Here is a 16,017-nt window from a genome sequence, read left to right as displayed (position 1 = left end):
TCAGCGGACTTCGAGCTGGACGATCGTCTTGTCCAGCGTGTGGGACTCGACGTCGACGATGCCGGGGGCGTCGATGGGCGCGATCTCGACCGTGCTGGTGCCCTTGTCGTACTCGAGCTCCTGCTCCGGCTCGGAGTGCACGTGGATCTCGCCCGGCGCGTCCGCGGTGACCCGCAGCTCGACCGGCTGGCCGTGCTGGACCTCGACCCGGTCGCCGTTCGGCGTCACGGAGTCACCGTCGAACGTGACCTCGATCACCTGCGGCCCGTCGCTCGACCCGGCGGCGGTCCCGGAGCCCGAGGGGGACGAGGAGTCGTCGCCGCCGCAGGCCGCGGTGGCGCCCAGGGTGAGCGTGAGGACAGCGAGTGTCGCCAGGGCTCGGCGCATCAATGAGATCCTTACTTGTCGGTAGCCGTCGTGGGACGGACGCCCGGACCGGGCATCACCTCTGGAAGAATCCCACGTTGAGGAAACCGGTCGAACCTTGACCCCGGGGGACAGCTGTGACGAAAGGGCACCAGATGAGCGAGCGGCTCCGGCCGCGGGACCTGGCCTTCCTGGCCGCCGAGTCCCCGTCGACGCCCATGCACAACGCCACGGTCGAGATCTTCGACCCGGGCGACTCCGGCTTCGACTACGACCGCCTGCTCGAGCTGATCGAGGACCGGATCTCGTTCGTGCCGCGCTACCGGCAGCGGATCCAGACCGTGCCGGGGCGCCTGGCCAACCCGGTGTGGGTCGACGACGAGGACTTCGACCTCGCCTACCACGTACGCCGCTCCGCGCTGCCGCGCCCGGGCAGCCTCGACCAGCTCCGCGAGCTGGTGGCCCGCATCATCTCCCGGCCCCTGGACCGCAGCCGGCCGCTGTGGGAGATGTACTTCGTCGAGGGGCTCGCCGACGGCCAGGTCGCGCTGCTCTCCAAGTCCCACCAGGTGCTCGTCGACGGCGTCGACACCGTCGACCTCGGCCAGGTGCTGCTCGACGTCAGCGAGCGCCCCAAGGAGCTCGGCGGCGACGAGTGGCGGGCCGGTCGCCGGGTCTCCCCGGCCGGCCTGCTCGTGGACGCGGTCCGCGACAGCGTCCGGGAGCCGGGCACGGTCGTCGACACGGTCCGGAGCCGGACCGGCGCGCTGGTGCGCTGCGCGGACAGCGCCACCCGGCGTACCTCCCGGGTCGTGAACGGCCTCACCGGCCGCGACCCCGAGCGGGAGACCCCGATCAACGGCCCGCTCTCCCAGCAGCGTCGTGTGGTCACGGTGCGCACCGACCTCGCCGACTACCGCACGGTGCGCAAGGTGCACGGCGGCACGGTCAACGACGTGGTGCTGGCGACGGTCACCGGCGCTCTGCGGGCCTGGCTCATGGCCCGCTCGGAGTCCCTGCGCGGGCTGCGGCAGATCCGGGCCGTGGTGCCGATCTCGGTCATCGACGAGGAGCTCGAGGCGACCTCGCTCGGCAGCCAGATCGCGGCCCACTTCGTCGACCTGCCGGTGGGCGAGCCCAGCCCGGTCGTGCGCCTGCACCAGGTCTCCTACTCGTTCCTGGCGCACAAGGAGACCGGCCGCGGGGTCGCGGCGAACCGCCTCGCCGGCATCGCCGGCTTCGCGCCCACCACCTTCCACGCGATCGGCTCGCGGGTGGCGGCCACGGAGGCCCGCCGCGGCTTCCAGGTCAGTGTCACCAACGTGCCCGGTCCGCAGTCGCCGCTCTACGCCGCCGGCGCCCGCATGGTCGCGACCTACCCGGTGCACCCGCTGCTCCCGGGCCACGCGCTCGCCATCGGCGTCACGTCGTACGACGGCCACGTCTACTACGGCGTCACCGCCGACCGCGACCTGCTGCCCGACGCCGACCTGTTCGGGCACTGCCTGCGCGAGGCGCTCGACGAGCTCGTCGACACCGCGACCGGGGTCCGGCCGCGGGTACCCCGTGGTCGCAAGCGAGGGTCCCGCGACGGCCAGAAGCCCCCGAAGGTGGCCCCCGAGCCATGAGCGTCCGTGTCTACGTCCCGGCCACCTCCTCGCTGCTGGCCGCGCTGCTCGGCGACGGGCGCCTGTCCGGCCCGCTGCGGGCCCACGCCGTCACCGACGCGCTGCGGGCCGGCTGGCCGGAGGGCGACGAGGAGTCCTGGGAGTACGCCGCGCTGATGGCCGCCGCCGCCGACTCGGCCGGGATGCGGGGGAGCGGTGACCTGCCGCGACGGTACGTCGTCGCCGCGGACGTGCCCTCGGTCGCGCCGGTCGCGGGCGAGGAGGACCCCACCCTGGTGGACGTCGCCGCGGACGTGGTCTGGAAGAACGTCGCCGCCGCCCACGTCGACACCAGCGACGACGCCGACGAGGACGACGACCTGGCCTGGTACGCCACGCAGGAGATCCAGCACCTGGTGTGACGACGGGTCGACGGCCCCCCGGAGGCGCTCGCTACGCTCGCCCTATGGACGCCATCACCTTTCCTCCGGCTCCCACGAACGAGCCGAACCTGACGTACGCGCCGGGCAGCCCCGAACGGGAGGCCCTGGTCGCGGAGATCGAGAAGCTCGGGCACACCGAGCACGACCTGCCGGCCTACATCGGCGGGTCCTGGCGGCCCGGCGGCGGCGCGGAGACCAAGGTCGTGCAGCCGCACGACCACCAGCACGTCCTGGGCGTGCTGAAGAACGCCACGACGACCGACGCCAAGGACGCCGTGCAGGCCGCGACGGACGCGGCGCCGGAGTGGCGCGCGATGCCGTTCGACGAGCGCTGCGCGATCATCCTCAAGGCCGCCGACCTGCTCGCCGGCCCGTGGCGCCAGCGGATCAACGCGGCGACCATGCTCGGCCAGTCGAAGACGGCCTTCCAGGCCGAGATCGACAGCGCCTGCGAGCTGATCGACTTCTGGCGCTTCAACGTGCACTACGCCAAGCAGATCCTGACCGACCAACCGATCGCGAACAGCCCGGGCATCTGGAACCGCACCGACCACCGGCCGCTCGAGGGCTTCGTCTACGCGATCACGCCGTTCAACTTCACGGCCATCGCCGGCAACCTCCCCACCGCCCCCGCGCTGATGGGCAACACGGTGCTCTGGAAGCCGTCGCCCACCCAGCAGCTGGCCGCGTCAATGACGATGCAGCTGCTCGAGGAGGCCGGCATGCCGCCCGGCGTCATCAACATGCTGCCCGGCGACGGGCTCGACGTCTCCGAGGTCGCGCTGGCGCACCCGGACCTGGCCGGCATCCACTTCACCGGCTCCACCCCGACGTTCCAGCACCTGTGGCGCACGGTCGGCGAGAACATCACGTCGTACCGCTCCTACCCGCGCATCGTCGGCGAGACCGGCGGCAAGGACTTCATCGTCGCCCACCCGTCGGCCGACCCCGAGGTGCTGGTCACCGCGATGATCCGGGGCGCCTTCGAGTTCCAGGGCCAGAAGTGCTCCGCCGCGTCGCGGGCCTACGTCGCCCGCTCGGTGTGGGACAGGATCCGCGACCGGCTGGTCGCCGAGGTCGAGTCGATCGCGGTGGGCGACGTGCGGGACTTCAAGAACTTCATGGGTGCCGTCATCGACGAGCGCGCCTTCGCCAAGCACAAGGCGGCGATCACCCGGGCGCACGAGTCCTCGAGCCTCGACGTCATCGCCGGTGGCACGCTCGACGACTCCGAGGGCTACTTCGTGCGGCCCACGGTCGTGGAGACCGGCGACCCGACCGACGAGATGTTCGCGACCGAGTACTTCGGCCCGATCCTCGCGGTGCACGTCTACGACGACGCCGACTTCGAGAAGGTCGTCGCGCAGATGGAGTCCTTCGCGCCCTACGCCCTGACCGGCGCGATCATCGCCCAGGACCGGTCCGCGATCGCCTGGGCGCGCAAGACGCTGCGCTTCGCCGCCGGCAACTTCTACGTCAACGACAAGCCGACCGGCGCGGTCGTCGGGCAGCAGCCCTTCGGCGGTGGCCGGGCCAGCGGCACCAACGACAAGGCCGGCGCCGCGGTCAACCTGCTGCGCTGGACCTCGCCGCGCTCGATCAAGGAGACGTTCGTCCCGCCGACGGACTACCGCTACCCCTACATGGGCTGAGCGCTCGCGCAACGACGAAGGCCCCGCCGTTCCGGCGGGGCCTTCGTCGTCGACCGGTCAGTCGTCCGAGCTCAGTCGTCCAGCGAGGGGTAGTCGGTGTACCCGGCCGCGCCGCCGCCGTAGAACGTGGCGCCGTCGGGCTCGTTCAGCCCGGCACCGGTCTCCCAGCGGCGGGGGAGGTCCGGGTTGGCCAGGAACAGCCGGCCGACCGCCACCGCGTCGGCGAGGTCCTCGTCGAGGACCGCCTGGGCCTTGTCGCGGGTGGTGATCTCGCCGAAGCCATCGTTGGCGATCACGACGCCACCGAAGTCCTTGCGCAGCCGCTGCACGAGGTCCTGGCGCGGGTCGGCGAGGACCGAGAGGTAGGCCAGGCCGAGCGGGGCGATGGCCTCGACCAGGGTGCCGTACGTCGCCTCGACGTCGGCCGGGTCGGTCTCGGTCGCGCCCTGGATGTTGTGGGCCGGGGAGATCCGGATCCCGACCCGCTCCGGGCCGATCGCCTCGGCGACGGCGCGGGTGACCTCGATGGCGAGGCGGGCGCGGTTCGCCGGGGACCCGCCGTACCCGTCGGCGCGCTCGTTGGAGCCGGGCGCGAGGAACTGGTGGATCAGGTAGCCGTTCGCGGCGTGCACCTCGACGCCGTCCAGCCCGGCCTCGACGGCGTTGCGGGCGGCCTGCACGTACTCCTCGACGACGCCGGGGATCTCGTCGAGCTCCAGCGCCCGGGGGACCGGGTGCGGCTTCATGCCGTCGGCGGTGAACATCTCGTTGGGCGCAGCGAGCGCGCTGGGCGCGACCGTCTCGAGCCCGTGCTTGTTGTCGGGGTGCGACACCCGGCCGGCGTGCATCAGCTGGGCGACGATCCGGCCGCCGCGCTCGTGGACCGCGTCGGCGACGCGGCGCCAGCCCGCGACCTGCTCAGCGCTGTGCAGCCCCGGGGTGTTGAGGTACCCCTGCCCGACGGCGCTGGGCTGGGTGCCCTCGGTGATGATCAGGCCGGCCGAGGCGCGCTGCGCGTAGTACTCCACGGCGAGGTCGCCGGGCACGCCGTCGCCGTCCGCGCGGTTGCGGGTCAGCGGCGCCATGACGAGGCGGTTCGGCAGGGTCCAGCTCTTCACGGTCAGGCTGTCGAAAAGGTCAGGCATGTGGCTGCAGGCTCCTCGGTCGTCAGGTTTCGTTGAACACTTGATCAACAGGGAGCGGGCCGCCGCCGATTCCGGGTCGAGCGGTGAGGAGTCTCACCCCGTCCCGGGGGCGGGCCGGAGCGGTCACCCCGGGCGCGGCACAATCGTGGTGATGACTCCTCCGGTCCTGCCCCTGCACATGGGCGCGCTGCACCCGTTCGAGCAGGTGCTGGTGCTCCTGCTGGCCTTCGGGCCCTTCGTCGCCCTCGGCCTCGTGATCGCCGTACGCCGCCGGCAGGACCGCCGCGAGGAGGCGGCGGCCGAGGGTCAGCGCGACAGGTAGTCGCGCCCGACCTTGTTCTCGGCCTTGAGCGCCCTGAGCAGCAGGTCGGAGATCAGGCCCTCGATCTTGCCGCCGACCAGCGGGATGCCCACCTTGATGTCGAGGCTCACCGCGTGGATCGTGGGACCGCCGGAGTCGTCGAGGCGGCCGGTGCCGCTCATCTCGCCGGGCTTGCCGGGGATGGTGACGTGGATGCGGCTGGCGTCCATCGAGGCCCAGGTCTCGCGCTGGACGATGTTGATCTCCTCGCCCACGAACTTCTGCGCGAACGACGGGATGCCCTGGGCCGACTGCACCTGGTCGATGACGACCTCCATGCCGTCGCCGCTGCGCTCCACGGTGACCGTGCGCCGCAGCACGCGCTGGTAGTCGCACACCTCCTCGCGGAACGCCGGGTCCGCCAGCATCGCCGCGACCGCGTCGGCCGGGGCGTCGTACACCAGGTCGTGCGTCAGGCGCTTCGCCATCTCAGTGCTCTCCCTTCAACCACGGCACGCCGACGCCGTGCTCGGCGTCCATGCCGGCCCGGATCTTCTCGGCGAGGAGCTTCTCCAGCCTGCCGCCGATCAGCGGCACCTTGACCTTCAGCTCCAGCTCCACGATCTCAACCGTCCCCGAGCCCTCCGGACGCAGGGTGATGGTGCCCGCCACCTCGGAGGGCTTGCCGGGGGCCTCGATCCGCAGCGTGCCGCCGGTCGAGTCCGCCCACTCCTCGCGCTGGACCGCGCGCGTGGAGTCACCGGCGAAGGTGCGGGCGAACGACGGGAGGTCGTCGGTCCGCTGCATCTGGTCGATGACGAGCGAGAAGCCGTTGCCACGGTGCTCGAGCTCGACCTCGGCCGAGATCACGTCCTGGGCGGCGCAGGCCGCCTCCCGGAACTTCGGGTCCGCCAGCATCGCGAAGACCTGGTCGGGAGCGGCGTCGTAGGCCAGCTCGTGTCGGAACAACATGCCGCACATCATGGCCCACCCCGGGGGACTAACGTGCACGCCCATGAGTGAATCGTTCGTCTCGTTCGGCGAGCAGGGTGCGCAGCTGACCTACGGCAGCTACCTGCGACTGCCCCAGCTCCTCGACGCCCAGCACCTCGAGTCCGACCCGCCCGCCCACGACGAGCTGCTCTTCATCACCATCCACCAGGTCTACGAGCTGTGGTTCAAGCAGCTGCTGCACGAGGTCGAGGCCGCCCGCGACGCCATGAGCGGCGGCGTCGACGGCGGCCGGCTGTGGTGGGCGCAGCACCTGCTCGCCCGGGTCCACGTGATCGAGCGGGTGCTGGTCCAGCAGGTGGACGTGCTGGAGACGATGACCCCGCAGGACTTCCTGGAGTTCCGGCAGCGGCTGGCGCCCGCGAGCGGCTTCCAGTCGGTGCAGTTCCGCGAGCTGGAGTTCCTCTCCGGCGCCAAGGACCCGTCGTACGTCAAGCGCTTCCGCGGCCTGACCGAGGCCGAGCAGGAGCGCCTCGCCGCGCGGCTGGCGGAGCCCTCGCTGTGGGACGCCTTCCTCGACGTGCTGCGCTCCTTCGGGCTCGCGGCCGGCACCGAGGAGGAGATCTCGGCCTCGCTGCGCACCGCCGCCCACGACCGCTCGCAGTACGCCGTGGTGTGGGCGCTGGCGGAGGCGTTGCTGCAGCACGACGAGCTGGCCGCGAGCTGGCGGGCGCGGCACGTCGTGATGGTCGAGCGGATGATCGGCAGCAAGTCCGGGACCGGCGGGTCCAGCGGCGCCGGCTACCTGCGCTCGCGCATCCCGCTGCGCTACTACCCGCTGCTGTGGGACCTGCGCTCGGAGCTGTAGGGCGCGAACTGGCCGACACGCTCCACCCCCGTGTTGGCGAGGTCACACCGGGAGTCCTAGGGTCGGAGTGTGTCAATGACGACGCTGGACCAGGACAAGTCCGCCCTCTTGGGGAAGGCCATCGACCTGGCCATCCACCGGAAGGGTGCAGGCGGCCCGCCGCACGACGAGGTCGGGGCCCTGCTGAAGGCCTACTACCGGCACGTGGCCCCCGAGGACGTCTGCGAGCGCGGCGACGTCGACATCTACGGCGCGCTGGCCTCGCACTGGAAGCTCGCCGGGAACCGGCCCCAGGGCACGGCGCAGGTGCGGGTGTTCACGCCGACCCTCGCCGAGCACGGCTGGTCCGCCGGTGGCCACTCGGTCGTCGAGGTCGTCATCGACGACATGCCGTTCCTCGTGGACTCGCTGACCATGGAGCTCTCGCGCCAGCTCCGCGACGTGCACGTGGTCATCCACCCCCACTTCGACGTGGTCCGCGACATCACCGGCGCGCTGCAGAGCGTGGCGCCGGTGGCGGACGGGTCGCTCGAGCCGCCCGGTGAGGCCATCCGCGAGTCCTGGATGCACGTCGAGATCGACCGGATCCGCGAGGGCGACGACACCGCCGAGATCGAGGAGAACCTGCAGCGGGTGCTGCGCGACGTCCGCGAGTCCGTCGAGGACTGGGACAAGATGCACGCCCAGGTGCTGGAGATCGTCGACGAGCTCGCCACCAGCCCGCCGCCGCTGGACGCCGAGGAGATCCGGCAGGGTCGTGAGCTGCTCCAGTGGCTGGCCTCCGACCACTTCACCTTCCTCGGCTACCGCGAGTACAAGCTGGAGCGCGCCGGCGAGGACGAGCTCCTGCGCGCGGTCCCCGGCACCGGGTTCGGCATCCTGCGGGCCGACCAGGACATGTCGGCCTCCTTCGGCAAGCTGCCGGCGATGGTCAAGGCCAAGGCCCGTGAGAAGACCCTGCTGGTGCTGGCCAAGGCGAACTCCCGCGCCACCGTGCACCGCCCGGCGTACCTCGACTACGTCGGCGTGAAGAAGTTCGACGCCAACGGCGACGTCGTCGGCGAGCGCCGGTTCCTCGGGCTCTACTCGAGCGCCGCCTACACCGAGTCGCTCACCCGCATCCCGCTGCTGCGCGAGAAGGCCGCCGCGGTGCTGAAGCGGATCGGGTTCGACCAGCGCAGCCACGCCGGCAAGGCGCTGATGGACACGCTGGAGACCTACCCGCGCGACGAGCTCTTCCACACCACGGTCGACGAGCTGGCGCCGATGGCCGAGGCCGCGATGCACGCCCGCGAGCGCCGGCAGGTGCGGATGTTCATCCGTCGGGACACCTACGGCCGCTACGTCTCGGTCCTCGTCTACCTGCCGCGCGACCGCTACAACACCAGCGTCCGCGAGAAGTTCTCGCAGATCCTCAAGGACCACCTCGGCGGCGACTCGGTCGAGTTCAACGTCAGCGTCAACGAGTCGACGACCGCGCGCGTGCACTTCGTGGTGCATCCGGCCAAGGGCGGCACCATCGAGGAGGTCGACACCGACGACCTCGAGCGCCGGCTCACCGACGCCTCGCGCTCCTGGCGCGACGACTTCACGACCGCGGTGATCGCGGAGTACGGCGAGGAGGTCGGCGCCCGGCTCGGCCGCCGCTACGTCGACTCGTTCCCGGAGGCCTACAAGGAGGACTTCGCGGCGCGCACCGGCTCGGTCGACCTCGGCCGGCTCGAGGCGCTCGAGGGCGAGGAGGGGCTCGACCTGTCCCTCTACGAGCAGATGGACGCCGCACGCGGCGAGGCCCGGCTCAAGGTGTTCCGGGTGGGCCCGCCGCTGTCGCTCTCGGAGATCCTGCCGATGCTCAGCTCGATGGGGGTCGAGGTCGTCGACGAGCGTCCCTACGAGCTCGAGGGGCTGGGACGCCCGACGTACATCTACGAATTCGGGCTGCGCTACGGGCGCTCGCTCCCGGCCCACGCCCGCGACCTGTTCCAGGACGCGCTGCGCGCGGTGTGGGACGGCTTCAACGAGATCGACGGCTTCAACGCGCTGGTCCTCCGTGCCGGGGTCACCTGGCGGCAGGCGACCGTGCTGCGCGCCTACGCCAAGTACATGCGGCAGGGGAACTCCCCGTTCGCCCTCGACTACATCGAGGGCGCGCTGCGCAACAACGTCGACCTCACCCGGATGCTGGTCCAGCTCTTCGAGGCCAGGTTCGAGCCCGGCCACAACGGCCTGGGCGCCGACGCCGAGGCCCGCACCGCGCGGATCGAGGCGATCGAGGAGCGGATCACCCGCGCCCTCAACGACGTGGCCAGCCTCGACCACGACCGGATCCTGCGCTCCTACCTGACCCACATCCGCGCCACCCTGCGCACCAACTACTTCCAGCCCCTCGACGCGCACGACGGGGGCGGGGTCCGCTCGTACATCTCGTTCAAGCTCGAGCCGTCGGCGATCCCGGACCTGCCGGAGCCCCGGCCGCGCTTCGAGATCTTCGTCTACTCTCCGCGGGTCGAAGGCGTGCACCTGCGCTTCGGCGCGGTCGCGCGCGGTGGCCTGCGCTGGTCGGACCGCCGCGACGACTTCCGGACCGAGGTGCTCGGCCTGGTCAAGGCCCAGATGGTCAAGAACACCGTCATCGTCCCGGTGGGCGCCAAGGGCGGGTTCTTCTGCAAGCAGCTGCCCGACCCGAGCGACCGCGACGCGTGGATGACCGAGGGGATCGCCTGCTACAAGACCTTCATCAGCGGGTTGCTCGACATCACCGACAACCTCGTCGACGGCGAGACCGTGCCGCCGCGCGCGGTGGTGCGCCACGACGGCGACGACGCCTACCTGGTGGTGGCCGCCGACAAGGGGACCGCGACGTTCTCCGACATCGCCAACGGCGTGGCGCACGACTACGGCTTCTGGCTCGGCGACGCGTTCGCCAGCGGTGGCTCGGTGGGCTACGACCACAAGGCGATGGGGATCACCGCCCGCGGCGCGTGGGTGTCGGTGCAGCGGCACTTCCGCGAGCGCAGCATCGACTGCCAGGCCGAGGACTTCACCGCGGTCGGGATCGGCGACATGTCCGGCGACGTGTTCGGCAACGGCATGCTCTGCTCCGAGCACATCCGGCTGGTCGCGGCGTTCGACCACCGCGACATCTTCCTGGACCCGGCGCCGGACGCGGCGACGTCGTACGCCGAGCGGCGCCGGCTCTTCGACCTGCCCCGGTCGAGCTGGCAGGACTACGACCGCTCCCTGATCTCCGCGGGCGGCGGGGTGTTCTCGCGCGCGCTGAAGTCGATCCCGATCGGCGAGGAGGTGCGCGCGGCCCTCGGGCTCGACCCCGAGGTCACCGCAATGACGCCCGCGGAGCTGATGAAGGCGATCCTCAAGGCGCCGGTGGACCTGCTGTGGAACGGCGGCATCGGCACCTACGTCAAGGCCGTCGAGGAGAGCCACGCCGACGCCGGCGACAAGGCCAACGACGCGATCCGGATCGACGGGCGCGAGCTGCGTGCCAAGTGCGTCGGCGAGGGCGGCAACCTCGGGTTCACCCAGCTCGGCCGCATCGAGTACGCCCTGCTCGGGGCCGAGCGTCGGGGCGGCCGGATGAACACCGACTTCATCGACAACTCCGCCGGGGTCGACACCTCCGACCACGAGGTCAACATCAAGATCCTGCTCGACCGCGTCGTCAAGGACGGCGACCTCACCGAGAAGCAGCGCAACCGGTTGCTGGCCGACATGACCGACGAGGTCGGCGAGCTGGTGCTGCGGGACAACTACGAGCAGAACCTGGCGCTGGCGAACGCGGCCGACCACTCACCCTCCCTGCTGCACGTGCACGAGGACTGGATGCGCCGGCTGGAGCGGGAGGGCGTGCTCAACCGCGAGCTGGAGGGGCTGCCGACCACCCGCCAGGTACGCCGCCGCCTCGAGCGCGGCGAGGGCCTCACCATGCCGGAGCTGTCGGTGCTCCTGGCCTGGACCAAGATCGTGCTGGCCGAGCAGCTGCTGGCCTCCGACCTGCCCGACGACCCGTACCTCCACATCGACCTGCGGGCCTACTTCCCGACGCTGATGCGGGAGCGGTTCGAGTCGCAGATCGGGGCGCACCCGCTGCGCCGGGAGATCATCGTGACCCAGGTGGTCAACGACCTCGTCAACGGCGCCGGCATGACCTTCTGGCCGCGCCTGGAGGGCGAGACCGGGGCGACCCCCGCCGAGCTCACCCGGGCCAACTTCGTGGCGCGCGAGATCTTCGCGTCGCTGCCGCTGCGCGACGAGCTCAAGACCTACGACAACGTGCTGGACGCCGGCGTGCAGACCCGGATGCGGCTCGAGATGCGCACGCTGGTCGAGCGGGCCTCGCGCTGGCTGGTCTCCAACCGGCGACCCCCGCTGGACAGCCAGGGCACCGTCGACTTCTTCGCCGGACCCGTGCAGCAGGTGATCGACCAGCTGCCCGACCTGATGACCGGCCGCGAGCTGACGGCGTTCCAGAACCGGCGGGACACGCTGGTCGCCCGGGCAGTGCCCGAGGAGCTCGCCACGCGGGTGGCGGTCCTGCCCCCGGCGTACATGCTGCTCGGCCTCGTGGAGATCGCCGCGCGCGAGGACCTCGACCCGGCCGAGGTGGCCCGGATCCACTTCGCCCTCGGCGAGCGGCTCGGGCTGCCGGCGCTGGTGCAGCGGATCCTCGGGCTGCCCCGGGAGGACCGCTGGCAGACGATGGCCCGGGCGGCGCTGCGCGACGACCTGCACGCGGTGCACGCCCAGCTCACCGCCCAGGTGCTCTCGGTCACCTCGGCCGACGACCCGGCGCCCGCCCGGATCGCGGTCTGGGAGGACCAGGACAGCGTGGTCGTGCCGCGCGCGGCCGCCACGCTCGAGGAGATCTGCGCCGACGACCAGGCCGACCTGGCCCGGCTCTCGGTCGGCTTGCGGGTCGTGCGCGGGCTGCTGGCGACGGGCTGAGGCCCCGGGGGATGTAACAACCAGCGCACCCGAAAGCCGATAACCGGTCGCGAGTGTCGGTGACCCCACATAGGGTTGATGACGATGTCAACCATCCCTCTCTCGGACCCGCCGGCAGGCGTCCACTCCCTGTGGCGACTGCGCGGCTACCTGCGTCCGCACGCGTTCGCCCTGACCGTCATGGCCCTCGCCTCGATCGCGGGCGTGGGCCTGACGATCGCGATCCCGCTGGTCACCAAGGCGCTGATCGACGGGCCGATCACCGACCGGGAGCTGGGCCCGGTGCTGCCGCTGGGCCTGCTGGCGCTCGGCCTCGGCGTGCTCGAGGCGGTGCTGATCTGGATCCGGCGCTGGGTGCAGTCCAACGCCGTGCTCGGGCTCGAGACCGCGATGCGCCACGACCTCTACGAGCGGCTCCAGCAGCTGCCGATGAGCTTCCACACCAAGTGGCAGTCCGGCCAGCTGCTCTCGCGCGCGACCACCGACCTGTCCGCGATCCGCCGGTTCAGCGGCTTCGGGCTGCTCTTCCTGGTCATCAACATCCTGCAGGTCACCGTGGTGACCGGCGTGCTGCTGCACATGTACTGGCCGCTGGGCCTGGTCGTCGCGGGCGCGGCCGCGCCGATCGTGTGGCTGTCCATGCGGTTCGAGAAGGCCTACGTCGTGGTCTCCCGCCGGGTCCAGGACGAGCAGGGCGACCTCGCGACCCGCGCCGAGGAGGGTGCCGTCGGCATCCGGGTGATCAAGTCCTTCGGGCGCAGCGACCACGTCTCGGCGCAGTACGACGCCGCCGCGCGGACCCTGCACGCCACCAGCATGGACAAGGTGCGGCTCTCGGCGAAGTTCTGGACCTTCCTGGAGGTGATCCCGAACCTCGCGGTCGCCGTCGTGCTGCTGCTGGGCGCGATCGGCGTGGGCCACGGCAGGCTCACCCCCGGCGAGCTGGTCGCCTTCATCACGCTGATGCTGTCCCTGGTGTGGCCGGTGTCCTCGCTCGGCGTCATCCTGGCGATGGCCCAGGAGGCGATGACGGCGGCCGCCCGGATCCTCGAGATCTTCGACACCGAGCCGGACATCGTCTCGGGCACCAGCCGCATCGACCGCCCGCGTGGCCACCTGGTCCTCGAGCACGTGGACTTCGCCTTCCCCGACGCGCCCGACGAGCCGGTGCTGCGCGACGTCAATCTCGACGTGGCGCCGGGGGAGACCGTGGCGCTGGTCGGCGCGACCGGCTCCGGCAAGACCATCCTCACCGGCCTGGTCCCACGTCTGTACGACGTGACCGGCGGCCGCGTCACCATCGACGGCGTCGACGTGCGCGACCTCCCCCTGGAGCACCTGCGGTCGCTGGTCGCGACGGCGTTCGAGGAGCCGACGCTCTTCTCCATGAGCGCCCGGGAGAACCTCACCCTCGGGCGCGCCGACGCCCACGAGCAGGAGATCAGGTCCGCGCTGGACGTGAGCCAGGCCGGCTTCGTCCACGACCTGCCCTGGGGCCTGGACACCCGGGTCGGCGAGCAGGGGATGGCCCTCTCGGGCGGCCAGCGGCAGCGCCTCGCGCTGGCCCGCGCCGTGCTCGCCCAGCCGAAGGTCCTCGTCCTCGACGACACGCTCTCCGCGCTCGACGTCCACACCGAGCGGCTGGTGGAGGAGGCGCTGCGGAGGGTGCTGTCCGACACCACCGGTCTGGTGGTGGCGCACCGCGCCTCCACCGTGCTGCTCGCCGACCGGGTCGCGCTGCTCCAGGACGGCACGATCACCCACGTGGGTGATCACCGGGAGCTGCTGGAGACGGTGCCGGAGTACCGCGAGCTGCTCTCCGCCGACTCCTTCCAGGACGAGGTGGTCGCGTGAGCGCCCCGACCCCCACGACGACGGCGACCCAGGAGTGGCGCGGCGTCGCCGCCGACGACATCACCGAGGAGCTCACCCACGAGACCTCGGTCCGGCTGGCGGACCGGTCCCGCCGGCTGCTCAAGGACCTGCTCGCGCCGTACCGCCGTGCGATCCAGCTCCTCGTGGTGATCGTGCTGGTCGAGAACGTCGCCCGGCTCTCGATCCCCTACCTGGTCAAGGAGGGCATCGACAGCGGCATCCCGCCGATCCAGGAGAGCGGCGACACCGGGCCGCTCTTCCTCGTCGTCGGGCTCGTGCTCGTCGCGACCATCTCCCAGGCCGTGGCCCGCAACCTGTTCCTGGTGCGCTCGGGACACGTCGGCCAGGACATCCTCTTCGAGATCCGGCGCCGGGTGTTCCGGCACTTCCAGGACCTGAGCCCGTCCTTCCACGACCGGTACACGTCCGGGCGGGTGATCTCGAGGCAGACCTCCGACGTCGACGCGATCTACGAGATGCTCGAGACCGGCTTCGACGGGCTGGTCACCGCGGCGCTGACCCTGGTCGGCACGGCCGCGCTGCTGCTGTTCCTCGACCTGCGACTGGGCCTGGTGGCCCTGCTCTGCGGGCCGTTCCTGGCGTGGCTGACCAACTGGTTCCGCAAGGAGTCGGCGAAGAGCTACCGGGTCACCCGCGAGAAGGTCGCGCTGGTGATCGTGCACTTCGTGGAGTCCATGGGCGGCATCCGCGCGGTCCAGGCGTTCCGCCGCGAGCCGCGCAACCAGGAGATCTTCGACGACGTCAACGACCAGTACCGCGCGGCGAACCTGACGGCGTTCCGGCTGGTCGCGTGGTTCATGCCCGGCATCCGGCTGATCGGCAACGTCACCATCGCCGTGGTGCTGCTGTACGGCGGCTACCGCGCCTACAACGGCGACGTCACCGTCGGCGTGCTGGCGGCGTTCCTGCTCTACCTGCGCCAGTTCTTCGAGCCGATGATGGAGATCTCGCAGTTCTACAACACCTTCCAGTCGGCCTCGGCGGCGCTGGAGAAGCTCTCCGGTGTCCTGGAGGAGGAGCCGACCGTCCCCGAGCCGCGCGACCCGGTGCCGCTGCCGGACCCGCACGGCGAGCTCCGGTTCGAGCACGTCCGGTTCTCCTACGTCGACGGCGTTCCGGTGCTGCCCGACCTCGACCTGACCGTGCCCGCCGGGCAGACCCTGGCACTGGTCGGCACGACCGGCGCGGGCAAGACCACGCTCGCGAAGCTCGCCACCCGGTTCTACGACCCGGTGTCCGGCCGGGTGCTGCTCGACGGCGTGGACGTCCGCGACCTGTCGTCGTCGACGCTGCGCGACGCGGTGGTGATGGTGACCCAGGAGAACTACCTGTTCTCCGGCACGGTCGCCGACAACATCAGGTTCGGGCGCCCCGAGGCCACGACGGCCGAGGTCGAGGCGGCGGCACGGGCGCTGGGCGCGCACGACTTCATCAGTGCGCTGCCGCAGGGCTACGACACCGACGTGGCCAACCGGGGCGGCCGGCTCAGCGCGGGACAGCGCCAGCTGGTCGCGTTCGCGCGTGCCTTCCTGGCCGACCCCGCGGTGCTGATCCTCGACGAGGCGACCTCCTCGCTGGACGTGCCGTCCGAGCGCCTGGTCCAGCACGCGCTGCGCACGGTCCTGGCCGGTCGCACCGCCGTGATCATCGCCCACCGGCTCTCGACGGTGGAGATCGCCGACCGGGTGCTGGTGATGGAGCACGGCCGGATCGTCGAGGACGGCACGCCCGCCAAGCTGATCGCCGGTGGTGAGGGTCGCTTCTCGGACCTGCACCAGGCCTGGCTCGACTCGCTGGCCTGAGGGCTGGGAGACACGCCCTATGCT

At 71.4% G+C, this 16,017-nt stretch carries 12 protein-coding genes; 8 read left to right on the top strand and 4 right to left on the bottom strand.

Translation table 11 applies throughout. From position 1 onward, the window contains the following. The gene (locus ABD268_RS21290) at positions 1 to 387 is read right to left on the bottom strand and encodes a cupredoxin domain-containing protein (RefSeq protein ID WP_344157422.1); all 387 of its coding nucleotides are present in this window, start codon (positions 385 to 387) and stop codon (positions 1 to 3) included. Between the two features lie 134 nt (positions 388 to 521). On the opposite strand from ABD268_RS21290, the gene ABD268_RS21285 reads away from it, so the two are divergent. The 3 genes from ABD268_RS21285 to pruA are packed head-to-tail and all read left to right on the top strand — an operon-like array spanning position 522 to position 4,068. Continuing rightward, positions 522 to 1,994, top strand: a complete 1,473-nt coding sequence (locus tag ABD268_RS21285; RefSeq protein WP_344157420.1) for a WS/DGAT/MGAT family O-acyltransferase — start codon at positions 522 to 524, stop codon at positions 1,992 to 1,994. Beyond that, the gene (locus tag ABD268_RS21280; protein ID WP_344157417.1) at positions 1,991 to 2,395 is read left to right on the top strand and encodes a DUF6912 family protein; all 405 of its coding nucleotides are present in this window, start codon (positions 1,991 to 1,993) and stop codon (positions 2,393 to 2,395) included. The genes ABD268_RS21285 and ABD268_RS21280 overlap by 4 nt, the downstream gene beginning before the upstream one ends. Positions 2,396 to 2,439: 44 nt before the next feature. After that, entirely contained in the window at positions 2,440 to 4,068 is a 1,629-nt protein-coding gene (gene pruA, locus ABD268_RS21275; RefSeq protein ID WP_344157414.1) for an L-glutamate gamma-semialdehyde dehydrogenase, read from the top strand. A gap of 71 nt (positions 4,069 to 4,139) precedes the next feature. On the opposite strand, the gene ABD268_RS21270 is transcribed toward pruA, so the two are convergent. Next, positions 4,140 to 5,213 carry an alkene reductase gene (locus ABD268_RS21270; protein WP_344157411.1) on the bottom strand — a complete coding sequence of 358 codons (1,074 nt, stop codon included), beginning with the start codon at positions 5,211 to 5,213 and terminating at the stop codon, positions 4,140 to 4,142. Between the two features lie 151 nt (positions 5,214 to 5,364). On the opposite strand from ABD268_RS21270, the gene ABD268_RS21265 reads away from it, so the two are divergent. Beyond that, positions 5,365 to 5,535, top strand: coding sequence for a hypothetical protein (locus tag ABD268_RS21265; protein WP_344157408.1), 171 nt, complete (start codon positions 5,365 to 5,367; stop codon positions 5,533 to 5,535). Here the strand turns inward: ABD268_RS21265 and ABD268_RS21260 are convergent. Both ABD268_RS21260 and ABD268_RS21255 read right to left on the bottom strand, forming a co-directional pair. Further along, positions 5,520 to 6,002 carry a DUF2505 domain-containing protein gene (locus ABD268_RS21260; RefSeq protein WP_344157405.1) on the bottom strand — a complete coding sequence of 161 codons (483 nt, stop codon included), beginning with the start codon at positions 6,000 to 6,002 and terminating at the stop codon, positions 5,520 to 5,522. The genes ABD268_RS21265 and ABD268_RS21260 overlap by 16 nt on opposite strands. 1 nt (position 6,003) lies before the next feature. Continuing rightward, the gene (locus ABD268_RS21255; protein WP_344157402.1) at positions 6,004 to 6,486 is read right to left on the bottom strand and encodes a DUF2505 domain-containing protein; all 483 of its coding nucleotides are present in this window, start codon (positions 6,484 to 6,486) and stop codon (positions 6,004 to 6,006) included. Between the two features lie 43 nt (positions 6,487 to 6,529). On the opposite strand from ABD268_RS21255, the gene ABD268_RS21250 reads away from it, so the two are divergent. From ABD268_RS21250 to ABD268_RS21235, 4 genes are all read left to right on the top strand, one after another. Beyond that, entirely contained in the window at positions 6,530 to 7,333 is an 804-nt protein-coding gene (locus ABD268_RS21250; protein WP_344157399.1) for a tryptophan 2,3-dioxygenase family protein, read from the top strand. A 75-nt stretch (positions 7,334 to 7,408) separates the two neighbouring features. After that, positions 7,409 to 12,295, top strand: a complete 4,887-nt coding sequence (locus ABD268_RS21245; RefSeq protein ID WP_344157396.1) for an NAD-glutamate dehydrogenase — start codon at positions 7,409 to 7,411, stop codon at positions 12,293 to 12,295. Positions 12,296 to 12,379: 84 nt separating this feature from the next. After that, positions 12,380 to 14,149, top strand: coding sequence for an ABC transporter ATP-binding protein (locus tag ABD268_RS21240; RefSeq protein WP_344157393.1), 1,770 nt, complete (start codon positions 12,380 to 12,382; stop codon positions 14,147 to 14,149). Then, a complete protein-coding gene (locus ABD268_RS21235) occupies positions 14,146 to 15,993 on the top strand; it encodes an ABC transporter ATP-binding protein (protein ID WP_344157390.1) in 1,848 nt (615 codons plus the stop codon). The genes ABD268_RS21240 and ABD268_RS21235 overlap by 4 nt, the downstream gene beginning before the upstream one ends. Positions 15,994 to 16,017 lie beyond the last annotated feature (24 nt).

The organism is Nocardioides koreensis (assembly GCF_039531775.1).
In the GTDB taxonomy this organism is placed as follows: domain Bacteria; phylum Actinomycetota; class Actinomycetes; order Propionibacteriales; family Nocardioidaceae; genus Nocardioides; species Nocardioides koreensis.
This window is presented reverse-complemented; position numbering and strand designations above follow the sequence as displayed.